12 protein-coding genes are annotated in these 23969 nt (G+C 66.2%); 5 read left to right on the plus strand and 7 right to left on the minus strand.

Going from position 1 to position 23969, the window contains the following annotated elements:
* The gene (locus H7A19_15115) at window positions 1–1230 is read left to right on the plus strand and encodes a CoA transferase (GenBank protein MCP5476160.1); all 1230 of its coding nucleotides are present in this window, start codon (window positions 1–3) and stop codon (window positions 1228–1230) included.
* Window positions 1231–1748: 518 nt separating this feature from the next.
* Here H7A19_15115 and H7A19_15120 read toward each other — a convergent pair.
* A complete protein-coding gene (locus tag H7A19_15120; protein MCP5476161.1) occupies window positions 1749–2543 on the minus strand; it encodes a hypothetical protein in 795 nt (264 codons plus the stop codon).
* Window positions 2544–2803: 260 nt separating this feature from the next.
* Between H7A19_15120 and H7A19_15125 the strand changes: the two genes are divergently transcribed.
* From H7A19_15125 to H7A19_15135, 3 genes are read left to right on the plus strand one after another with little or no spacing between them, the layout of a single operon-like run.
* Entirely contained in the window at window positions 2804–4138 is a 1335-nt protein-coding gene (locus H7A19_15125) for a hypothetical protein (GenBank protein MCP5476162.1), read from the plus strand.
* 3 nt (window positions 4139–4141) lie between these two features.
* Window positions 4142–5803 carry a hypothetical protein gene (locus tag H7A19_15130; protein ID MCP5476163.1) on the plus strand — a complete coding sequence of 554 codons (1662 nt, stop codon included), beginning with the start codon at window positions 4142–4144 and terminating at the stop codon, window positions 5801–5803.
* 9 nt (window positions 5804–5812) lie between these two features.
* On the plus strand, window positions 5813–13141 hold the full coding sequence (locus tag H7A19_15135) for a tandem-95 repeat protein (protein MCP5476164.1): 7329 nt from the start codon (window positions 5813–5815) through the stop codon (window positions 13139–13141).
* 144 nt (window positions 13142–13285) lie between these two features.
* Here H7A19_15135 and H7A19_15140 read toward each other — a convergent pair whose 3' ends face one another.
* The 6 genes from H7A19_15140 to H7A19_15165 all read right to left on the minus strand — a co-directional run bounded on the left by H7A19_15140 (window position 13286) and on the right by H7A19_15165 (window position 22382).
* Complete coding sequence (locus tag H7A19_15140) at window positions 13286–14536, minus strand: MFS transporter (GenBank protein MCP5476165.1); 1251 nt, start codon at window positions 14534–14536, stop codon at window positions 13286–13288.
* A gap of 673 nt (window positions 14537–15209) precedes the next feature.
* Window positions 15210–16592, minus strand: coding sequence for an IS1380 family transposase (locus H7A19_15145; GenBank protein MCP5476166.1), 1383 nt, complete (start codon window positions 16590–16592; stop codon window positions 15210–15212).
* 367 nt (window positions 16593–16959) lie between these two features.
* On the minus strand, window positions 16960–19893 hold the full coding sequence (locus H7A19_15150) for a diguanylate cyclase (GenBank protein ID MCP5476167.1): 2934 nt from the start codon (window positions 19891–19893) through the stop codon (window positions 16960–16962).
* A gap of 335 nt (window positions 19894–20228) precedes the next feature.
* Window positions 20229–20738 (minus strand): DUF1993 domain-containing protein, encoded by a 510-nt coding sequence (locus tag H7A19_15155; protein ID MCP5476168.1) that lies wholly within the window; start codon window positions 20736–20738, stop codon window positions 20229–20231.
* Between the two features lie 164 nt (window positions 20739–20902).
* A complete protein-coding gene (locus tag H7A19_15160) occupies window positions 20903–21145 on the minus strand; it encodes an RNA-binding S4 domain-containing protein (GenBank protein ID MCP5476169.1) in 243 nt (80 codons plus the stop codon).
* A gap of 577 nt (window positions 21146–21722) precedes the next feature.
* A complete protein-coding gene (locus tag H7A19_15165; GenBank protein ID MCP5476170.1) occupies window positions 21723–22382 on the minus strand; it encodes a phosphoribosyltransferase in 660 nt (219 codons plus the stop codon).
* Between the two features lie 113 nt (window positions 22383–22495).
* On the opposite strand from H7A19_15165, the gene H7A19_15170 reads away from it, so the two are divergent.
* Window positions 22496–23905 carry a peptide MFS transporter gene (locus H7A19_15170; protein MCP5476171.1) on the plus strand — a complete coding sequence of 470 codons (1410 nt, stop codon included), beginning with the start codon at window positions 22496–22498 and terminating at the stop codon, window positions 23903–23905.
* Window positions 23906–23969 lie beyond the last annotated feature (64 nt).

Genomic DNA, 23969 nt, shown 5'->3' on the forward strand with positions numbered 1-23969 from the left:
ATGGGGCCACTGGCCGGGATCCGCGTCCTCGATCTGTCGCGCATTCTGGCGGGGCCCTGGGCCACGCAGCTGCTGGCCGATCTTGGCGCCGAGGTGATCAAGGTCGAGCGTCCGGGTAGCGGCGACGATACCCGCCGCTGGGGCCCGCCGTGGCTGGCCGACGGGCACGGCGCCGCCACGGCCGAATCGGCCTATTTTCTCAGCGCCAATCGCGGCAAGCGCTCGGTCACCCTCGATTTCACCCAGCCCGCCGGTGCCAACCTGGTGCGGGCACTGGCGCGGCAGAGTCAGATCGTGGTCGAGAACTACAAGGTCGGTGCGCTGGCCCGATACGGCCTCGATTACGCCAGCCTGATCCAGCTGAATCCGGCGCTGGTGTATTGCTCGATCACCGGCTACGGCCAGACCGGACCCTATGCCGACCGTGCCGGCTACGACGCCGCCATCCAGGCCCAGGGCGGCTTGATGAGCATCACCGGCGAGCCCGACGGTACGCCGGGTGGCGGTCCGCAGAAGGTCGGCGTGGCCGTATCCGATCTGATGACCGGGATGTACGCGGTCGTCGGCATCCTCGCCGCGCTGCGCCACAGCGAAGCCACCGGCCAGGGCCAGCAGATCGACCTGGCGCTGCTCGATAGCCAGGTGGGTTGGCTGGCCAACCAGGCCATGAATTATCTGGTCGGCGGTGAGCTACCGCAGCGCCATGGCACCGCGCATCCGAACATCGTGCCCTACCAGATGATGCCGAGCGCCGATGGCCACTTCATGTTGGCGGTCGGCAACGACGCCCAGTTCCGCAAGCTCTGCGCGGCGATCGGCCTGCCCGCGCTGGCCGAGGATCCGCGCTACCGCAGCAACGCCGAGCGCGTGATTCATCGCGATGCGCTGATCGACACCCTGAGCCTGACACTGCGCCAGCGACCGGCAGCGGATTGGCTGCGCGAATTCGAAAGCCTCGGCATCCCCTGCGCGCCGGTGCAGACGCTGGATCAGGTTTTCGCCGACCCGCAGGTCCAGGCCCGCGGCATGCGTTTCAATCTGGCGCATGGCAGCGGCGTGGAGGTGCCGATGGTGGCCAATCCACTCCGGTTTTCCGAGACCGCCGTGGCCTACCACCGAGCACCACCGCAGCTGGGCGCCGACACCCGCGCCGTGCTGAGCGAGCGGCTGGGACTGGATCAGGCCGAACTGGATCGTCTGGCCGAGAGCGGAGTCATTGCACCGGGGTGATCTGCCACCCTGTTGTGCTCATGGCGAGCCATCTGTGTCGGCTCGACACTGCATGCTGGCCATGAACCCGCCTGGTACGCGTAGCCCGTTGTGCCGCGCAGCGGCTCAGCGGGGCTCTCTGGCGCCACCTCCCGCAGGGCGCTACGCGCACTTCGGGCTACAAGAGCCGGCTCTTGCCGGAATAAGGCAATACAACGACTTAGGACATGGGTTCATGGAGAGCCACCTGTCTCGACCCGAAACTGCCCACGGACCATGAACGCCCGGCGTCATTGCGACCCCGGACCAGATCAGGGGGAAGCAATCCGGGGGCATGCAGCGATATCCTGGATTGCTTCGTCACTGCGTTCCTCGCAATGACGCGTCAAGAAATTACGATATGGGTTCATGGAGAGCCTGCATGAACCCCAAGCTCGCCTGTAGCGACCTCGCGTCGCGACCGGCCAGCGACACCAGCGCAATAGCGGTCGCGCCGCAAGGGCGCTCCTACCAGAGCACGAGGCTGCCCTTGAGGAAATTCACGCCTGGTGCCGTGGCCCCAGGGGTGACAAGTCGTACTCCAGGGCAGCCTGCACCGTCAGTTGCTGCAGGCTGCCGAAACCAGACTCCTGTTTGGCCTTCTCAAGGTGATAGCGCACGTTGGCGTAGCTCATCTCGGTGATCGCCGCCACCTCGTGCAATGACTTGCCGGCCACCACCCAACGCAGGCACTCCAGTTGTCGCTCGTTGAGATTCAAGCGTGTTCCCCGCGCGGCCTGGGTCTGCTGACGCCCGGTTACCAGCTCGGTCAGCCACTTCGCCACGTAGGCGAGCGCGATGGTGTTGAGCTCTTCGACCACCCTGGCGTCCGGGGCGCGATGGAAACCGAAGAACAAGGCATGGCAATGGCCCTGGTGGCGATAGGGCACCACGACCAGATCCTGCAGCCTGGGCATCCCCGGCCGCGCCGTTGCATGCAGCGCCAGCGTCCTCGAAAACGGCACATAGCGCGCCACCTGCCCCAACCAGAAGGGCTTGTCGCGCACCATCACCCAGTTGAACAAGCGACGCGGCGAGCGCCTGGCCACCTCCTCGGCGAAGGCGAGCAGCGGAACGTCCCCGAGGGCGCCGGACAGGTCTTCCGCCCAGTGGAAGCGCAGCGTGTCTTCCAGCGCGCCGGCCTCTTCGTGGCTGAACATCGCAACGCCAGCCACGCCCCGCTCACGGGCGCTCTCGATGAGCACGGCGCGAACCGGCTCGCCACACTCCGAGGCCAGCAAGCGCTGCAGCAAGCAGGAAAAGTCGCGTGAATGGTCGGCTTGCGCGTATCCCATGACCCCTCCAGGAGGCCCTGCCAGGACCAGTTTAGCAAAGCGATCTGCAGTGCGCGGTTCCAGCCCCAGCGGACCCAAACTAGCAGATCTGCCAGTTGAGCCTTTGTCTGGTATGCAAATAATCGATGAGCGAGTGGCCACGCCCCGTGAAAAGGGGCCAATGCGCTGCTTGCTGACACCAGGAATTCCCCGTGGGGACCCGGTCAGCGCAGATCAGGTCCCCACCGTGCCCCGGTGCCTCGGGGACCTCGAAACCGACGATGTTTCCGGCCAGAGGTCACTTCACGATGCGAATTCCCAACCGTCTGCTCGCCTGCGCTCTCGCTCTCGCCCTCCTGGGTCCGACGCTGACCATCGCGGCCACGCTGGAGGTCGCACCCGGCGCGGTCGATATCGCCAATGACGGCCTGTGCTCGCTACCCGAGGCCATCCGCAATGCCAACGCCGATGCCCAGGTCGACAACAGCGATTGTCCGGCTGGCAGCGGTGCCGACACGGTGCTGCTGGCGATTGGCTCGAACTACACCTTCCTCAGCGCAGACGCGGTGCTCGACCACAACGCGCTGCCGCTGATCGACTCAACGCTGCTGATCGACGGCCGCGGCGCCACCCTGGAGCGCAGCTCCACCCTCGGCTGCGTGCTCGATGGCAACCGGGCGCCCGCCGATTTCCGCCTGCTGCAGGCGAACCAGCCAGCCGAACTGACCCTGCGCGATCTCAGTTTGCGCGGCGGCTGTGCCGATGGCACAGGCACGCAGGCCAACGACGGCGGGGCCATCAGTTTCCGTGGCACGACGCTGACGTTGGAGCGGGTCACGGTCGAAGGCAACCAGGCCTTCGACAAGAGCGGCGGCCTCGACATCGACGGCACCTCGGGTGCCGTGACCATCGTCGACAGCAGTTTCCGCAACAACCATGGCGGCGGCGGTGCCGGCGCCATCGGCAACACATCGCCGCAGATGACCATTGTCGGCAGCACGATCTCCGGCAACAGCTCGGGCGGTCAGGGCGGCGGCGGCATCGGTAACTTCGACACTCTGACCCTGCGCAACAGCACGGTCTCGGGCAACAGCTCGACCGGCCAGGGCGGTGGCGGCATCGGCAACGCCGGCGTCATGACCATCGAGAACGCCACCATCGTCGGCAACTCGGTGACCGGCGCCCTCGGTGGCGGCGGCATCGGCAATGCCAGCAGTCTCACGATCAAGAACTCGATCGTCGCCGGGAACGGTGCCGGCGGCGACTGCGTCAACCTGGCCGTTTTCAACGCCATCGGGCAGAACCTGGACAGCGACGGCTCCTGCGCGGCCATCGATCCCGACTTCACTCAGGTAAGTCCCGGCGCCCTGGCGCTGGCGCCGCTCGCGGACAACGGCGGCCCCACGCAGACACATGCCTTCCAGGGCACGGCAACCAGCGTAGCCATCGATGCCGTGCTCGATTGCACGCTCATCGACGGCGTCACCGCGATTGATGTCGACCAGCGCGGCGAGGCGCGGCCGCAGGACGGTGACGAAAGTGGTGCCGCTGCCTGCGACGTCGGCGCCTTCGAACTCGCCCGTCCCGATGTGCACCATGTCGATGGCGTGACCTGAACCTTGGGCGATGCCATCGAAGCGTCCAATCTCGATCAGGTCACGATCGGCGGATGCGTCGATGTCTCCGCCGGGGCCGACACGATCGTACTCTACAACGACACCGTCCTCACTGCCGCCGACACGGTGCGCTCTTCCCTGCTGGCCGGCGCCCATGCCGGCCTGCCCGACGTCAGCAGCGAGATCACGATCACTCCCGGCAACTCTGGTGTGCGGATCGAGCGTAATCCGGCCTTCGACTGCGAGGTGGCCGACGGCCCCAACGAGTTCCGGCTGCTCCAGGTTGTGGCGGGCGGCGAGCTGACCCTGTCCGGGCTGACGCTGGCCAATGGCTGCGCCGATCAGGGCGGCGCGGTGCTGCTGTCCGGCAACGGCGTCCTGCTGGGCGTCGACAGCGGCTTTGTCGGCAACACGGCCCGTTCCGTGACGCTACCCGCGGATGGCGGCGCGGTCGCGGCAGCGACGCCTGCATCCATGCGCTTCAGCGGCGCGCTGTTCCAGGACAACCTCGCCGCCGGCTCCGGCAACACCAGTGGCGGCGCCCTGTATGCCGACGAGGCGCTGGTTGAGCTGCTCGACAGCCGCTTCATCGGCAATGCCGCGTTGGCCATCGCTGGCCGTGCCAGAGGTGGGGCGGTTCGGTGGATCAGTGGAGCGCCCACGCTCGAGCGTGTGGTCTTTCAGTCCAACCAGGCCCGAGGGGCCGACGAGACAGGACCTGGCTCAGACGCCTACGGCGGCGCGCTCTACGCCGACAGCCGAGGCGCGACCTTGCGAGAGGTCCGCTTTGCCGACAACCTCGCGCGTGGAGGCGACGGCGGCACAAGGGGTGGCTCTGCCTTTGGCGGCGGCGCCTACACCGATGGTTCCAACGGAGGAACTGTCTTCCAGCGTGTCAGCTTCGTCGGCAACCGGGCCGAGGGCGGGCAAGGCGGAACCCTGGCGGGTGGCCGGGCCCAGGCGGGAGCCCTTTTTGGCTACGTGATCGAGCTGCTCGACAGCACCCTCAGCAGCAACGTGGCGCAAGGCGGCAACAGTCTCTCCGGACTCGGCGGTGGGGCCGACGGCGCTGGCCTTTACGTCGATACGTCCGAGGATCCCATACCGATTCGCCACACCACGATCGCCGGGAATCGCGTCGTTGCCGGCAACGGCAGCAGCTTCGGGACGCTCCGCGGCGGTGGCCTCTACGTCGCCGACCACATCACCATCTCGAGTTCCGTCATCGAGGGGAATACCGCCACGGTGGGTACCAACAGCACTGACTCGCCCTGCCAGGCAGCCAACGCGACGTACCTCGGCACGCTGGGCTACAACACCATCGCCGAGGCCAGCCCTGACTGCGTCTTCGACGGCACCGGCGACCAGACCGCCGCCGGCCCGTCGCTGCTGCCGCTGGGCGAATACGGCTGCAGCACGACGCTCCCCGACGGCTCCTGCCTGCCCACCCACCCGGTGGCCATCGGCAGCCCGGCCCACGATGCCGGCAGCTGCAGCGCCTCGGGCGTCACCGCCGATGCCCGCGGCTACTCCCGCCCCTGGGACGATCCCGATATCGCGAACCTCGACGACGGCTGCGACGCCGGCGCCTACGAGTCGCGCGACCTCGACAACGACGGCTTCGACGATGACTACGCGTCGATTTTTGCCAATGGCTTCGAATAGGACGCTCCGATGATCGCTCGCCCGCTACCGACCTCCCGCACCTTGCGTGCCCTGGCTCCGGTCGTCTTCCTCGCGACCCTGCTCTGCATCGTCGCCGCCCCGGCCTCTGCCCAGACCTGCTTCGTCGAGGCGACCGGCGACAACACGACCGACTACAGCGGCAACGGCAGCGACGCCCTGCAGGCGGCCGTGAACGCCGCTTCGTCCGGCGCCACCCTCAAGATCGCCGGCACCTGCACCGGGGTGCAGACCGTCGCGGGACGGACCCAGATCGTCTCCGTCGGCAAGGCCCTGACGCTGGTGGGAGGCTATGCCGCCGGGAACTGGAGCGTAGCGCCGAACCCCGTCGCGAATCCCACCGTGCTCGATGCGGGGGGCGCCGGGCGCGTCGCCTTCGTCACCCCTTCCGGCGACCTGACGCTCCAGAACCTCGTGCTGCAGAACGGCAGCTCCTCCTTCGGCGGAGCGATCTGGCACGAAGGACCGCTGCTTCTCGAAAACTGCCTGGTCCAGGGCAACTCGGCCGTCGCCGGCGGGGCCATCTGGGTCCAGGGCGGATCGCTCACGGTCCGACGCAGCAGCTTCGTGGGCAACACGGCGACCACGAACAGCGGCGGGGCCATCAACAACTCGGGCCTTCCGATGGTGATCGAGCACTCCACCTTCAGCGGCAACAGCGCCGCCGTCGAAGGCGGCGCGGTCACCGGCGCCGACGCGCCGATGTCCATCCGCTTCAGCACTTTCAGCGACAACAGCGCGTCGAGCGGCGGTGGCCTCGCCGCGACGGCTGATTTCACGCTCTACGCCACGATCATCGCCAACAGCACAGGGGGCGGCGACTGCGCCGAGATCGGCGCGGGCCCGGTTGACGGCGGCTACAACCTGATCGAGGACGGCAGCTGCCTCGGCGCCCCGACCAGCCTCAGCGGTGACCCGGCGCTCGACATCCTCGCCGCCAACGGCGGGGTGGGTCCGACCCACGCCTTGCAGCAGACAAGCCCGGCACGCGACGCGATCCCGATCAACGTCAACGGGTGCGGCGTCGACGGCGCCACCGACCAGCGCGGCGTGGCCCGCGGGCAGGATGCGGGCTGCGATCTCGGTGCCATCGAAACCTATGCTCCGGTGGCCACCGACGACGCCTACACGGTGGTCGAGGACGGGACGGTCTCGGGCAACGTCGTCACCGACAACACCGGCAACGGCGTGGACAGCGACATCGACTCGTCAACGCTGACGGTTTCGCTGGCGTCCAACGTGAGTCACGGCACGCTGTCGCTCGCCTCCAATGGATCGTTCGCCTACACGCCGGAGCCGGATTTCAACGGCACTGACTCCTTCGCCTACGTCCTCTCCGACGGCGAGCTCACGGACACGGCGACCGTGACCCTGACGGTCACTCCGGTCAACGACCCGCCGGTGGCCACCGATGACGCCTACACGGTGAACGAGGACGGAACGCTCTCGGGCAACGTCGTCACCGACGACACCGGCAACGGCGTGGACAGCGACATCGACTCGTCGCCGCTGACGGTTTCGCTGGGGTCCAACGTGAGTCACGGCACCCTCTCGCTCGCCTCCAACGGATCGTTCACCTACACGCCGAACCCGGACTTCAACGGCACCGACTCCTTCACCTACGTCCTCTCCGACGGGCAGTTGACCGACACCGCTGGGGTGACTCTGACCGTCCTGTCGGCGCCCGATCTCACCGGAAGCGACCCGGTCCACCAGGCCTTGAACGTGGATCCCGACCGGAACAACATCACCTTGACCTTCGACGCGGACGTCGATCCGACCACGGTCTCGCCCCAGACCTTGGGCCTGCATCGATCGATGGGACGGACCGCCTGGGATTTCGACGTGAACGGTGGCACCGTTACGCTGCTCCCGGGATCGTTCTTCGCGGGAGAGGTCGTGCACCTGACGATCAGCGATGGCGTTCGCAGTACCGACGGAGGAGTCGCCACGCCGCACCAGCTTCGCTTCACGGCGGGAGCGACGGCGCCGCCGGCCTGCGCCCGCCAGTGGACCGACATCGGAGCCGGCCTGACCGGGGCGAGTGACAGCGACGTGGCCTGGGGCGACGCCGACGGCGACGGCGACCTGGATATCCTGGTCCTCGGCTCGACCGGAACGAGCAGTCAGATCACCCACCTCTATTTGAACGACGGCGGGACGTTCACCAACGCCCTCGCCAATCTCCCGGGCTCCTCGTCCGGTTCGGTTGCCTGGGGGGACTACGACGGCGACGGCGATCTGGACGTCCTGCTGATCCGAGAGTCCGCATCGCGGCTCTACCGCAATGACGGCGGGATCTTCACCAATTCCGGCGTTGGCCTGCCCGGACTCCTCAACGCCGACGCTGCCTGGGGGGACTACGACAACGACGGAGACCTCGACTTTGTCGTCGCAGGAGCGACATTGGTCATGCCGTATCCCTTCGACCCAACGACGGTGCGATACGGCGACACGCGGCTCTACCGCAACGATGGGGGGAGCTTCACCCGGGTCACCGAGAGCCTGGCGGACCTCTACGACGGCAGCGTCGCCTGGGGTGACTACGACAACGACGGCGACCTCGATCTCCTGCTGACCGGAACCCGGAGACTCAGCGTCAACCAGGCCACGCCAGAAACGTACCTCTACCGCAATGAGGGAGGCACATTCGTCGATCGGTCCACGATGCGGGACGTCTACCGAAGCGAGGGTGAGTGGGCGGACGTCGATGGCGATGGCGATCTCGATGTCCTCTTGACCGGTTCGTCGCTCGCCGGCTCGCAGACGTTGGTCTATCGCAATGACGGTGGGAGCTTCGTGGAAAGGCCGGCTGGGCTGCTGAGGGTTTCGGACAGCGCCCTCGCGGCAGGCGACTACGACGCGGACGGCGATCTCGACATCCTTCTGATCGGTCAGAGCGGGTCCCAGGCCGTGACCCGTCTCTATCGCAACGACGGCGGCGCCTTCGTCACCATCCAGACCGGGTTGCCGGGCGTCCAGGAAGGTTCCGTCGAGTGGGGCGACTACGACGGTGACGGCGACCTCGATATCCTGCTGAGCGGCTCCACCGGCAGCAACCGGATCACCCGGGTCTACCGCAACGATCACGGATGCGCCCTGACGGACGATAACTACACGGCGGTTCAGGATCTGACCTTCCGCGTCGACGCCGCGGCCGGCGTGACCAGCAACGACCAGAGCGGTCCCTACACGGTCGCACTGGACACGCCGCCCACGCACGGCACGGTCGACCTGGCCGCCGACGGAGGATTCGACTACACGCCCACACCCGGCTTCACGGGAGCCGACTCCTTCAGGTACACCCTCGTGGGGTGGCCCGACGTGGCGGCGGCGACGGTTGCGATCGAGGTCCGACCGCTCTCGGGGCTGGCCCTGGACGACGCCTATGGGGCGATCGAGGACACGCCGCTGGCGGTGGCCGCCCCGGGCGTGTCAGCCAATGACGCCGCGTACCCGGTGACGCTGACCGTGGATGTAGCTCCGACGCACGGCACGGTGACGCTCGACGCCGACGGCGGGTTCGTCTACACCCCCGCTCCGAACTTCAACGGGGTAGATGGTTTCGCCTATCGCGCGACCCTGGTGGACGACCCGGGCGTCACGGATACGGCCGTGGTCACGCTGACGGTGACGCCGGTCAACGACGCGCCCGTCGCCGTCGACGACACCTACGAAACGATCCAGGACTCGCCCCTCGCCGTCGCCGCGCCGGGCATCCTGGCGAACGACAGCGACGGGGACGAGGGCGCCGAGACCTTGACGGCATCGCTCGACAGCGGTCCCCTGCACGGCACGCTGGCGCTCGATCCCGACGGCAGCTTCGTCTACACGCCGGACGCCGGGTACCAAGGCGTGGACAGCTTCACCTACGTTCTTTCAGACGGCGAGCTCACGGACACCGCCGAGGTCACCCTGACCGTAGGGGCGACGCTCCGCACCCTGACCGTGGTCCTGACCGGCAACGGCTCAGGCACGGTCACGAGCGACCCGGCGGGCATCGATTGCGGTACCGACTGCAGCGAGGCGTTCCCCGAGGGCACGGTCGTGACGCTGACCGCGACGCCGGATCCCGGCTCAGCCGTCGGCAGCGGGTGGCTTTGTGCCGGCGACAGCTGCACCGTCACGATCACCGGCGACCTGACAGTAAGCGGTGACTTCGGGCTGACCGGCGTCGACACCCACGTCGTCGACGGTGTCGCCTGCACGCTGGGCGACGCGATCGAGGCCGCCAACCGCGACGCCACGGTCGGCGGCTGCATCGACGAGCGGATCGGCAGCGACGTGATCGAGCTGGCGGTCGACGCGGTCCTCACCGCGGCCGACCCCGCGCGGTCGACCGAGATCGGCGGCGCCTACGCGGGTCTGCCGGACGTCACCAGCGCGATCGTGATCCGCGCGGGCACGGCAGGCTCGAGGATCGAGCGCGACCCGTCCTTCGTCTGCGACGTCGCCGATCCCATCGACGAGTTCCGCTTGCTCCAGGTAACCGACGGCGGAGCGCTGACGCTCGAAGGGCTGATCCTGGCCAACGGTTGCGCCGACCAGGGCGGTGCGGTACTCGTCGACGGGAACGGAGTCCTGGCAATTGTCGACTCGACCTTCGTCGGCAACAGCGCCCGCTCGGACGGCTTCGTCGCTCAGGGCGGCGCCCTCTGGGCCGCCGCGACCGCGACGACGAGCATCGACGGGGCCCTGTTCCAGAGCAATGTCGCGTCGGGCCCGAGGGCCGAGGGCGGGGCCCTCTGGGACGGCGGCGCGCTCGGGACCCTGTCCGCCAGCCGCTTCGCCGACAACGAAGTCCGCTCGACCGAGCTCTGGGCAGATGGCGGCGCGGCCTACGTCGACGGCGATCCCACGATCACCGGGGTGATCTTCGAGCGCAACCTTGCCCAAGCCGCCGATCGTTCCGGAGCCAGCGGAGGGAATTCGAAGGGCGGCGCCCTCTTCCTCTATGGAGACGGCGCGACGATCACCGATTCCCTCTTCTCCCAGAACGTGGCGCGCGGAGGCGACGGTGACGTCCTAGGCGGAATTGTGCAGGGAGGCGCTCTCAGCACCGACGACCGAGGAGGCGGGACGAGCCTCGTCCGGATCAGCTTCGCGGGCAACCGGGCGGAAGGCGGGGTCGGTGGCGCCGCCGGCGGCGGCGACGCCAACGGCGGAGCCGTCTTCGCCTACGGGGTGACGCAGATCGATACCGTGACGTTCTCCAGGAACACAACCCACGGGGGAGACAGCGTCGACGGCGCCGGTGGAATCGGAGCCGGCGGCGCGCTCTTCATCGATACCGTGGACCTGCCGCTCGCGATCGAGCACACCACCTTCGCCGCCAACGAGGCCTTGGCGGGGAGTGGGTCCGGCGGCAACGGCTCGGCCGAAGGCGGGGGGATCTCCGCCAACGATCGCGTCACGGTCCTCGGGTCCCTCTTCGAGGGCAACATCGCTACGGTCGGCGGGACGAGCACGAGCTCCGCCTGTTTCGACCCGGGCTTCTCCGGCCCATTGCCCTACCTGAGCAGCCTTGGCTTCAACGTCCTCTCGGATCTGGTCGGGGCGTGCGCCTTCGACGCTGGAACCGACGTGCTGGACGTCGGCCCTTCGCTGCTGCCGCTGGGCGAGTACGGCTGCAGCACGGCGCTGCCCGACGGCAGCTGCCTGCCGACCCACCCGGTCGTCATCGGCAACCCCGCCCACGAGGCCGGCAGCTGCAGTGCCACGGGCGTCACTGTCGATGCCCGCGGCTACTCGCGCCCCTGGGACGATCCCGATGTCGCCAACGTGGACGATGGCTGCGACGCCGGCGCCTACGAGTCGCGCGACCTCAACAACGACGAGATAGACGACGACTACCAGAGCGTCGGCCTCGATCAGAGCAGCACCGATCTCATGCCGACCGATCCGAATCCCTCCGTGGCGGGCGAGGCGGTCACGGTCCACGTGGTCGTCACCGGCAGTACGTCCCAACCGGCCGATGGCGAAATCGTCATCACCGCCTCCACCGGGGAGACTTGCAGCAGCAGCACGCTGAGCGCGGGCACCGGCCTCACGGTCGAGTTCAGTTGCGATCTGGTCTTTCTCAGCGCCGGAGCTCGCGAGTTGGTGGCCCACTTCGGGCAGTCAACGACCCATCGTTTCAGCACTTCGGCGACCGAGCCGCACAGTGTGGTGGTGGCCTCAAACACCCCACCGGCGATCAGCGTGCAGTCCAGCGTGGCCATCCTGGAAGACTCGCCATCGGCTGCCATTGCCGTGCAATTGAGTGATGCCCAGAGTGACCCAGCGATGCTGCTGCTCACCGCCAGCAGTTCCAACCAGAGTCTGGTCAGCGACCTCGCCCTGGCCGCCGGACTGGGCGGCAGCGGCAGCAACCGCAGCCTGGTGATCACACCCGAGCCCGATGCCAACGGCAGCGCCACCCTGACCCTGACCGTGAGTGACCCGGGCGGCCTGTCCGCTGACGCTACGTTGCAACTGCAGGTGCAGGCGGTCAACGATGCCCCAACCCTGCAACTGGGTACCGATCCCACTTTGCCGGCCGGCAGCAGCGGCCCGCAGACTGCCGCCGGATTTGCCGGCATCGATGCCGGCCCACCCGATGAGGATGTCAGCCAGACTGCGCTGGCTTTTGTGCTCGACTCGCTCAGCGACCCCGACGGAATCCTGCAGGCCGGCAGCCTTGGCATCGACGCGCCCAGCGGCGATCTCGGATACACCCTGACCGGAACCGGTGGCACGGCCAGTGTGCAGGTGCGAGTCCGCGACAGCGGCGGCGTGGCCAACGGCGGCGAGGACACCTCCGCGCCGCTGACCCTGAGTATCACGGTCGAACCCAGTGCCGATCTGCAGATCGCCAAGGCCAGCGTGGCCGTGGCCCAAACCGGGGACCCCGTGGTCTACACGTTGACGGTGGCCAATGCCGGGCCCAACGATGTCATCGGCGCCAGCCTCGCCGATCCCATGCCCTTGGATCTGCTCAGCCCGCTCTGGGCCTGCCTGCCGGAAGCCTCCAGTGCGCCCTGTCCGACCCCCGGCAGCGGAAGCGGAGACCTGGCGGTGTCGGTCGACCTGCCGGTCGGCACACATCTGCGCTTCGATGTCTCGGGCCTGGTCGGCAGCTCAGTCGGAACTCAGCTCAGCAATACCGCCACCATCACCGCCCCGGCCGGTACTGTCGATCTGCAACCCGCCAACAATCAGGCAACTGCCAGCATCCTGATCGTCCCGGAGGGCATCTTTGCCAACGGCTTTGAGGCGACGCAGCAGCCCTTGACCGTACCGGCAGCGGCAAAGGCACAGGCGGATGGCATGAAGCACTGAAAACCGGGACTAGCGCGATCCCGGCAACGTCGGTTTCGACGATGACTACGCGGGGATTTTTGCCCATGGCTTCGAGTAGAAGCCGGCATCGTCCCCGCAGGGACACCGGCCATCGCCGCGCGCTCCATGGCTTGCGAACACCGGCTACGGCGTACGCAAGGACATGGGGCGCGGCCTGCGCACCGCCAGTGCTGCCAGCAGCGCCAGCAGCATCAGCCCCACCATGATCTGGAAGGAGAACTGGTAACTCTGCCGCCCGGCATACAGCACATTGCTGAGCCAGGCGCCGAGGCCGCCGCAGCTGGCATCGATCAGCGTGATCAGTCCCAGGATCTTGCCCGCATGGGTGAGACCGAAGTGGTTCACCGCCTGGATCTGGATCAGCGTGAACAAGCCGCCCCAGCCCAGACCCAGCAAGGTGATCGCAGCGAGTCCCAGGCTCACGCTCATGCTCGCCAACAGCACGATGCCCACCCACATGATCAGCAGATTGGCGATAAACACCAGACGCTGATTGAAGCGGTCGGCGAGAAAGCCGAACAGAAACTTGCCACCCAGCGCCATCGACATCATCCAGGCAAAGGACTGACTCGCGGACAGTGAATCGGCACCCAGATCCTGCAGATGCAGGCGCAGGCTGGAGATCACGCCGAGCATGCAATAGAAGCTCAGCCCGGCCACTGCTGCCAGTGCCCAGAAGCAGAGCGTGCGCGTGGCCTGGGCCAGGGTCAGATCGTCGCCGTGTCCATGGGGGCGGGCATCGCTGGCCAGACTGTCGGCACCCAGCGGCTGCAAACCCAGCTCGCGCGGCGCGCGCGCCAGAAACACCCCGATCAGCAGCAACAGCAGTGGCACCAGCGCCATCAGCTGGAAGCTCTCGCGCCAGCCGTGCGCAGCAATCAGAAGGCTGATGGCCGGCGGAAACAGCACGCCGCCCAGACTGGTGCCAAGCACCACCAGACCCATGGCCGTGCCACGATGGCGCACAAACCAGCCGGAGACCAGGATCACGGCGACATTCATGCCACTGGCCACCAGCACCGCAGCGAACAGGGCATGGATCAGATAGACATCGGAGATGCTGCGCACCTCGGCGTATCCCAGGTAGCCCGCCGACAGCATCAGGCTGCCGGCGATCAACAGCACGCGCACGCCAAAGCGGTCGATGAGCACGCCGATGAACGGCGCCACCAGCCCAGTGCCTACCAGGGTGATCAGATCCCGAAACTTGAGATCGCCACGCGACCAGCCGAACTCACCAATCAGAGATTCGTCGAAGGCAGTGATGCCGGAAATCACCATGCCGTTGCTGACCATCAGCACCAGCATGCCGGCGAAGGCGACGATCCAGGGGGCAAGTCGGTGCTTCAGGTGCTCGTCTGGGTCTGGGGCCATGGGCGGCTACGCTAGCAGGGTGGGGATTGCAGGGGAAACGGGGCAGGGGAAGTGAGGGCCGCGGAGCTTCGAATCGTCGCAAGCAAGGTACAGCGTAGCGCTCGCATTCTGGCGTCGTTGCGAGCCGCCTGTTTCGGCCCGACACTGCGCACGGGCCATGAACCCGATGTCGTAGGTCATGTTGTCCGCGTCAGCGGACGTGTGACATCGAATTGCGTCACGTAGCTCGCCACGCGAGCAACGTGACCTACAACAGCAAATCAACGACTTGCGATATGTGTTCATGGAGAGGAACGCAGTGACGAAGCAATCCAGGAACTTGCGACCTTGCTTCTGGATTGCTTCGCCGCGCCGCTTTGCGGGTGCCAGAAGATCAAGAGCGGCCGCGCAGGCGCGCGTCCCTCCTCAAGCTGCTTCGATCTCGCCATCGGGTTCCTGACCCCTAGCCCGCATTTCTCACACCCCCTCGCTTCAACGGTTGCGGGACGTTGTTTCTTGCGGTGGTTGAAGATCGTTCGTCCGCACCGGCGGCAGAACGGCGCTTGGTGTTCGATTTCCGCTCATTTTGGCGCGGGATGTCGTGGCTTTTCTTGCTGATTTGTTTGACTTTATTGCCCGCCGCCGACGGCCGTAGCCCCGGAAGGGGCCGTTGACGCAGGATCGCTGGTTTCAATCAGCCGCTGTCGGCAAGACGAGCGTAGCTGGCGCTCCACAAGTCCTGGTACGGGAAGCTCGACGCCATCGCGATACGAACCCGACGAACGCTCCGAACGACCCAGGCGCCGATCTTCAGCAACTTCAAACGCAGCGTGCCGCAGGTTGCCTGAGCCAATTCAGTGCCGGCGAGTGCTTTTCGCCGCAGCGCGTCCATCAGGACATAGGCAAACGACGACAACCACAGACGCAACTGGTTGCCGAGCATGGTGGCCGTCGACGTGCGATCCGCGAACAGGTCCCCTTGGCATTCCTTGATGCGGTTCTCCATCTCCCCGCGAGCGCAATACAGATCTTCGTACAGCGCTCGCGCTGACCACGTCTCGGATGTCAGCGAGGTCACCACAAAGCGCGGATTGCTTAGACCCGGTAACTGTTCTGCCTTGCCCACCACGCGGCGCTCACGACTCCAACTCTTGCGCGTCGAATAACGGAAATCCGTGAACTCCCGCTCCGCCTTTCCGCTGCGCGCCTGGCGCGCCTGAGCCCGCGCCAAAGCCGGCTCGAGCACCTCGATCAAACGCGCGTTCTTGGCCAGTCCAAACACGTAGTCAACGGCGTTGCTCTCGCACCACGCCATCAGCTCCTCGCGTGCAAAACCGCTGTCCGCCCGAAGCGTGATCCGCACCTTGGGCCAGCGCTTGCGGATCTGTCCCACCACCCGATCCATCTCTTCAACCGCGCCCGCGCTGCCGTCGATGTTCGACCGGCGCAGCTTCGCTGCCAGCAGATGCTTGCCGCAAAACACGTACAACGGCAGGTAGCAGTAACCATCGTAATAGCCATGAAAGAACCGCCCCTCCTGATCCCCATGGAGCGGGTCGTCGGTCGCATCCAAATCCAGAACGATCGACTCCGGCGGCGTCTCGTGCGCCTCCAAAAACAAATCCACAAACAACGACTCGATCTGCTCCGGATGATGCGCAATCTTTCGATAACGCTCACCCGGCGTCGCCTTCGGCGCATGCTCCAACCGATTCAGCGTCGACTTGCCCGCCAACGGCGCACAGTCCTTGCGCTGCGCTTTGAGCTTGCCCGCCAGCACCGCCAACACCGGATCGTGCCGCAACTGATCGTGATCGTTCAGATCCTCGTAGCCCAGTGCGATCCCAACCACACGCTGCATCACCAGCGTCCGCACCGAATGCTCGATCAACTCAGGATCTCGACCATCTTGAAAGCACCCGGCCAGCCGATCCATGAGCTTGATCGAATCATCGACGCGACCCAGAAGCAGTGCGCCCGCGTCCGACGTGATCTCGCCGCCATCAAATCCGACAACCACCTGACGACCATCCACTTGCTCAAAAATCGTGCTCGTCGCGCTACACTGTGTCGGCATCGGGGTTCTCCGCAAATCTCAGCTAAGTTGTTCTCGCAACTCAACTTTATCTGATTTGAGAACCCCGGTGCACTACTTAGTGTGAGAAATGCGGGCTAGGCAGAAGTGCGCTCACTGCCAGCCGTGTTCTCTTGTAGGAGCGCCCTTGCGACGCGATGACTGTTGCGGACTTGCAGCTGGCCGGTCGCGACGCAAGGTCGCTCCAGGCACGCGGGTGGTTCATGGCCCTTGGGCAGTGTCGGGGCGAAACAGGTGGCGCGCAATGACGCCGTTCTGTGCTTTCATCCCGTGCCCCGTGCCCCGTGCCCCGTGCCCCGTGCCCCGTGCCCCGTGCCCCGTGCCCCGTGCCCCGTGCCCCGTGCCCCACTCAGCGCACGCAATTGCGTCCGGCGTCCTTGGCCTGGTACAGGCGCCGATCAGCCTGACTCAACAGGCGCTCCCTGCCGCCCGTGGCATCGCAGAACTCGGCGACTCCGAAGCTCAACGTGACTTGTTGCGGCGCGCCGTCGCCGAAGAAAGGCACACGCGCGGCGATCGCGGCGCGCAGCTGCTCGCAGCGTTGCAAGGCCTGCTCACGGCTGCAGTCGGGGAATAGCAGCATGAACTCCTCGCCGCCCCAGCGGGCAATCAGCGCGCCGGCACCGGCCCCCTCACGCAGGGCTTCGGCCACGGCGATCAGCACACGATCGCCGGTGGCGTGCGAATGGCGGTCATTGATGTCCTTGAAGTGATCGATATCGGCCAGGGCCACGCACAGCGGCGAGGCCGAGGCGCCGGCCCGTTGAATCTGCTGTTGCAGCAGCTCTTCGAAGGCACGGCGGTTGGGCAGGCCGGTCAGCCAGTCCTCTCGCGCCTGACGTTCGAAGGCTTCGGCCTGCTCGCGCAATTTCTCCACCAGCAGGTTCTTGTCCTGGTCGGCCTGCGCCAGTTCGCGCGCGGTGACCTGCAGATCACGGGTGCGCTCGTTGACCAGCCGTTCCAGTTCGGCGCTGCGATGACGCAGCTGGGTGGTACGCCGGCGCCAGGCCAGCGTCATCAGTGACAGGCCGAGCACGCCGCCCAGTGCCAACGTGCTCGCGCGTTGCCACCACAATGGCTCGATGGAGAATTCCAGTGCCGTGCGCTGCGCTGCGGACTCTGCCGTGGCGGCTTCGACTTCGAAGCGATAGCTGCCCGGAGCCAGATTGGTGTACGAGGCCAGACGTTGGTTGCCGACTTCCACCCAATGCTCGTCGAATCCCAGCAGTCGGTGCCGATAGCTCACGCGCTCAGGTGCCAGCAGGCTCAACCCGACATAGCGAAACTCCACCCGGCGCGTACCGGCCGGCAGGCGCTGGCCTTCGGTGATGGCCATGTCTTCACCGTCGACATGGATCGATTCGATGACTGGATCCAGACGCACCGGGCGTTGCGGAAAGCGTCGCTCCGGTGTGACCACGACAACGCCGACGGCGGTGGCGAAGCGCAGGCTGCCGTCGGCCATGGCAATTCCGGCAGGTTGTGAGGCGCCGTTGGCCTGTTCGCTGCTCATGCCATCGCTGCGATCGTGACGCCTGACGTGCACCGGTCCGCTTCGTCCGGCGCGCACGGCGGCCAGCTCCGAGCCCGATACCAGGAAAATGCCGCGGTTGCTGCTGATCCAGACATCGCCGCGCCGGTCCTTCAGAATCTGGAACAGACTGGTGTTGAAGGCAGGATCGTCGCCCGGCACATCCAGAAATCGGCCTTGCGCGTAGTGTTTCAGTCCGCGATTGCTGCCGATCCAGAGCTCGCCCGAGGCCTCGACCAGCACCGAAAACACGTCTTCAGCCTGGAGTCCTTGCTGCGGGCCATAGCTCTGGAACTGCTGGCCGTCAAAACGCACCAGTCCGCCGGAGCTTCCAATCCAGATCTCGCCATCGGCGCCCTCGCTGAGGGCCATGGTGAAATCCCGCGGCAGGCCATTGTCGCGGCCGTAACGGGTCAGTCGCTGGCCACGCAGATGAAACAGGCCGCTGTTGCTGGCGATCCAAAGACTGCCATCGGAGTGCGGCAACAGTGCTCTAACCTGCAAACTGGCCAAAGCCTCGGTTCCAGGCACGGGCTGGGCGCGATCGTCGGCGATACGGACCAGACCGCCGCCGAAGGTGCCCACCAGCAGGCCTTGTGACCTGGAGTAGGCAAGCGCCAGGATCGATTCATTCGGCAGGCCCTGTTCGCGACCGAATCGCTGCACGCTGTCGCCGTCACGGCGATAGAGGCCGTCGGTACTGCCGATCCAGAGCGTGCCGGCCGGCTGTTCCCAGAGCGCCCGGACATAGCCCTCGCCGATGCCGTGGCGTTCATCGATGGTGGAAAAGCGCAGATCCCGCAGCTGGTAGAGGCCGTCGGCGGAGCCGATCCAGATATCGCCCTCGCGGTCTTCGAACAGCGACACCACCCGATTGCCGTGCAGGCCGTGACGGCGATCAAGCTGTTCCAGTCCGCGCGGACTGTGGCGCCACAAGCCCTGATCGGCGGTGCCGATCAACAGCCCGCCATCGTTGTCGTACAGCAATACCTGGGCTGAGCCCGGTACCCGAGTGCCGCTCAGCGGACGGTAGCCGCGGTCGCTGATCCAGCCCACCTTGCCGCCGACAGTGACGGCAAGGCTGCCATCCGGCGCTCGCTGAACGCTGCGTACCGGTCCGGGCGGTAGACCACGCTGGGCACCCCAGTGTTCGACCACGGCATCGGCATTGACATGGTCAAGCCCCGCGGCGGTGCCCACAAAGACCCCGCCGGCGCCATCGCCGAGGGTGACATAAACGGTGTCGTGCGCCAGACCGGAAGCGTGATTGATGTGTAGCGCCTCTCGGCCAGGTCGCCAGCGGGCGATGCCGTTTTCCTCACCGATCAGCCACAGCCAGCCATCGCCGCCGAGTTCGGCGCCGAGCATCTGTTCGAAGGGTTGGCCCTGTTCAGGGCCGTAGCGCTGCCAGCCCGAGGAGTCCAGCGCGAACAAGCCCGAGCGTGAGGTGCTGACCCAGAGACGGCCACCATCGACGACCAGCCCGCGGATGCCGTTGACCCCGGTGAATGGCAGGGTCTGGTCGTCATAGACCCGAAACTCGTGGCCGTTGAAGCGCGACAGGCCTTCGAAGCTGCCCAGCCACAGATAGCCATCGCCGGTCTGTGCCATGGTCGTGACCATGTTGTGCGCCAGGCCGTCGCTGCTGTTCCAGTGAGTCAGGGTGTATTCGTTGAGGGCGCGATCCGATGGCAGCGCCCACAGCGGTGCCGACCACGGCCCGATCAGCGCCAGCAGTGCAAATCGCATCATGGCGACACGCAAGCGGGCGCCCGGGGCTGACATCAAGCCGATGGCAAAGGCCGACGGAGATGGGGCTCCGCGGCTGAAGCAGGGTGATCGAAAGCTGGCTGCCGCGTCATCTTCGCCGACCGGGTGACAGTGCGCACAGCATACCCTGTGGGGTTCGCGTGGCTCTACACAGGCGCATCGACGGTCGCCTTGCCCGTGCGCGGGATTTTCTGGAGCGGAGCCAGGTTCGAAGGCAGGTTACGTTGGCCCGCAGGGCCTGCGTGACAACGGTCATTCGCAGGCGGCGACACAGGGCCTGGTGGCAAGCTACGGACCAAGATGACGTTCTTCGACGCTCAGTAAGCGCCCATGTAGTCCTTCTTGCCGATCTCGACGCCGTTGTGGCGCAGCAGTGCGTAGGCCGTGGTGACATGGAAGAAGAACTGCGGCAGCCCGTAGTGGATCAGATAACTGCGACCGTCGAGCTTGCGCTCCTTCGGCGTGCCCGGGCGCAGCACAATCTCGCGGGCCTCACTGCCGTCGAAAGCCGCTGCATCAAGGTCGCCGATGAAAGCCAGGGTGCCGGCAATGCGCGCCTGCAAGTCCTCGATGCTCTGCTCGTTGTCCTCGAATACCGGCAGATCAACCCCGGCCAGACGTCCGGCCACGCCCTTGGCGAAATCGCAGGCGATCTGAACCTGACGGGTCAGCGGAAACATGTCGGGATACAGCCGCGATTGCAGCAGCACCGAAGGCTCGATCTTCTTCGCCGCCGCGTATTCGGCGGCCTTGCCGAGGACATCGCTGAGCGCCTTGAGCATCTGCTGGAACAGCGGAACCGAGGCATGGTGCATGGACAGGGTCATGAAGAACTCGCAACGAGAGAAAGGACGCGGATAGTAGCGCTTCCGCCGTTAGCGTCTGCTGAGGGTTCATGGGCCGTGGCCGTCGCAGGTCCAGACTTGTCTGGACGCTTCTGCTCCACATTGACCACCGCGTCCAGACGAGTCTGGACCTACAAGAGCCGGTTCTACGTCAGCCCCCCCGGATTGGCAGCGGCCGCGCGCACCTCGATGCGCTCATGGCCCAGGGTGACCACCTGCCCGGCGCGGATCTTGGCGGTCTTGCGGGTCTCGATGCGGCCATCGACGCTCACTTCGCCCGCGGCGACCAGGGCCTTGCCGGCGCCACCGCTGTGGCACAAGCCGCAGAGCTTCAAGAGCTGATTGAGCTCGACATGTTCGCCTTCAAGCTCAAAGGCCTGGGTGGGCATGGGGCTGGCTCTGCAGTTGGGGCCTACAGTCTCGTCTTCGCGGCCGGTACACGCAACGGCCCAAGCATCAGGACTGCCGCGCCATGGTATCGCTGCACGCCCCCTGGATTGCTTCGCTACGCTCTCCATGAACCGCATTCCAGCGCCGGGCACCGGGGGTATCGGGGCGCTGTTGTGGAGGGCGCCGCGCTGCGGCGCCGCTTCGCGCTGAGCGGGGATCAAGAGCGGCCGCGCAGGCGCGCGTCCCTCCTCAAGGCAGCTTCGTACCTGCAAGGGCTCATGGCCCGTGCGCATTGCTGGGCCGATACAGGTGGCTCTCCATGAACCCATGTCGCAAGTCGTTGATTTGCTTGGTTCACCTGTAGGAGCGCCCTTGCGGCGCGACTGCTGCGTCGGACGTGCGACTTGCCGGTCGCGACGCGAGGTCGCTCCTACGGGCGGGATTGTGGTTCATGGCCTGTGGGCAGTTTCAGGTCGAAACAGGTGGCTCGCAATGATTCCCGGATGCGCTGGCGTTGTTGCGTGGTCAGTACCTGCAGGTCCATCGGCGCCCGCGATCCGTAAATGGGACAGGCTGCTAGTCCGGTTTCGCCGCAATCGCAAATGGCGCCAGTATCGCCTTGACCTCCACATCCTCGACCGGGCGGAAGTCGATGTAGTACTGACCGACTGCGCGAAAGTCTTCAGGAGCAGCAAGGTAGGCCAGATCGTGGGTGATCTCGCGCAGCCGCGACAGGCAGTCGCGAGAGGCAATGGGTGTGGCGCAGATCAGGCGAGCGGGTTTTTGCGGCAGCAGTGACTCGATCGCCGCGATCATGGTGGCACCGGTGGCGATGCCATCGTCGACCACCAGAACCAGTCGCCCGCGAACCTGGGGTGGCGGTCGTCCCTGGACCCAGTCCTGGCGCCGCTTGCGCATCAAGGCCAGCTCGCGCTCGGCGAGTTCATCGATCTGCGCGGCGCTGATGTCCATCTCTGCCGTGCTGTCGAAGACGAAGCGCCAGCCGTTTTCCGCCACGGCGCCGATGGCCAGCTCGCTGTTGAAAGGAGCGCCGATCTTGCGCGCCTGAACCATGTCCAGATCGCCGCCCAGTTCCCCGGCGATGACCTGGCCGATCGGAACACCGCCCCGTGGCAGCGCGAGGACGAGTGGCAGATGGCCACGGTACTCGTCCAGCGCCTTGGCCAGCAGGTGTGCGGCGGCGGTGCGATCAGCAAAGGGCAGTTGGATGTTCATGACTGCAGCCTAGTCCGCTGCGGATTGCCTGCCTTGATGCAGGTCAATCTGGGGCAGAATGGGCGATCGCAGCGGAGCTCGGCTCTGCGCTAGCTTCCAATCAGGGGAAGGCGTTGAGCACGTTCAACAAACCCGCACCGTCATCCGCCAGTGCCGGCATTGGCGGTCATCCCAAGGGCCTCTACTACCTGGCTTTCACCGAGGCCTGGGAGCGCTTTTCCTATTACGGCATGACCGCGCTGCTGGTGTTGTACATGGTCAACGAATTGCTGCTGCCCGGGCATGTGGAGAACATCGTCGGCTTCGCCGGATTCCGGGCAGCGGTCGAATCGCTGTTCGGGCCCCTGTCGACGCAGGCGCTGGCTTCGCAGATCTTTGGTCTGTACGCCGGCTTTGTCTATCTCACGCCCTTGTTCGGGGGCTGGATTGCCGATCGCTGGATTGGCCAGCGCAATGCGGTGGTGATCGGCGCGCTGTGCATGTCCGGTGGTCATCTGGCGATGGCCTTCGAGCAGTCCTTCCTGCTGGCGCTGGTGCTGCTGGTGGTCGGCTCGGGTTTCCTCAAGGGCAATATCTCGGCCCAGGTGGGAGCGCTCTACCCGCGCGATGAAGAGGCGTTGCGGACTCGCGGATTCGCGATCTTCAGCGTGGCCATCAATGTCGGCGCCGTCACCGGCCCACTGCTGACCGGCTTGCTGGCGAAGGTCTATGGCTGGCACTACGGATTCGGCATGGCGGCGATCTTCATGCTGGCTGGCCTCGCCACCTATCTGGTCGGCTATCGGCATCTGCCGGCGCGGGTGGAACGCTGCACTTTCGAGCGCGACAGGCTCACTGCCGCCGACCGGGGCGTGATCCTGGCGCTGGTCGCGGTGATGCTGATCAGCATCTTCCAGTCGGTCGCCTACTATCAGTTGGCCAATGTGCTGCCGGTCTGGATACAGGCGCAGGTGGCGCTGGAGGTCGGCAGCTTCACGATTCCGGTGCCGTGGTACCAGTCCATCGATCCACTGTTCAGCATACTCGGGGTGCCGCTGTTGTTCTGGATCTGGCGCAAGCAGGCAGAACGCCGACGCGAGCCCGGTGATCTGGCCAAGATCGGCATCGGCGCCTGGTTGGCAGCCCTGAGCAATCTGATCCTGGTTGCCGCGATCCTGATTGCCGATGGTGCCCCGGTGCACCCGGTCTGGCCCATGCTTTATTGCGCCGGCATGGGCATCGCCTTCCTGTACTACTGGCCGACCTTGCTGGCGCTGGTCTCACGCACGGCACCGGCCAGCGTCAATGCCACCATGATGGGCGTGGCCTTCACCACTCTGTTTGTGGCCAACAACCTGATCGGCTGGATTGGCGGCTACTACGAGCGCATGACTCCGGCCCAGTTCTGGGGCCTGCACGCTGCCATCGGTGCGACCGGTGGCGTACTCGTTCTGCTCTTTGGCGGGATGCTCACTCGGGCCCTGGCGGGTGGCGCGCAACAGCCGCTGCGGGCCTCGGCGCAGACCATTGAGGTCGAGCGTTGAACTTTCTGATCCCGCGCTCCCGTGATCAGGAGCGCGGGAATCAGCCAGGTAGAGCGGCGGAAGA

The organism is Rhodanobacteraceae bacterium (assembly GCA_024234055.1).
In the GTDB taxonomy this organism is placed as follows: Bacteria; Pseudomonadota; Gammaproteobacteria; order Xanthomonadales; family SZUA-5; genus JADKFD01.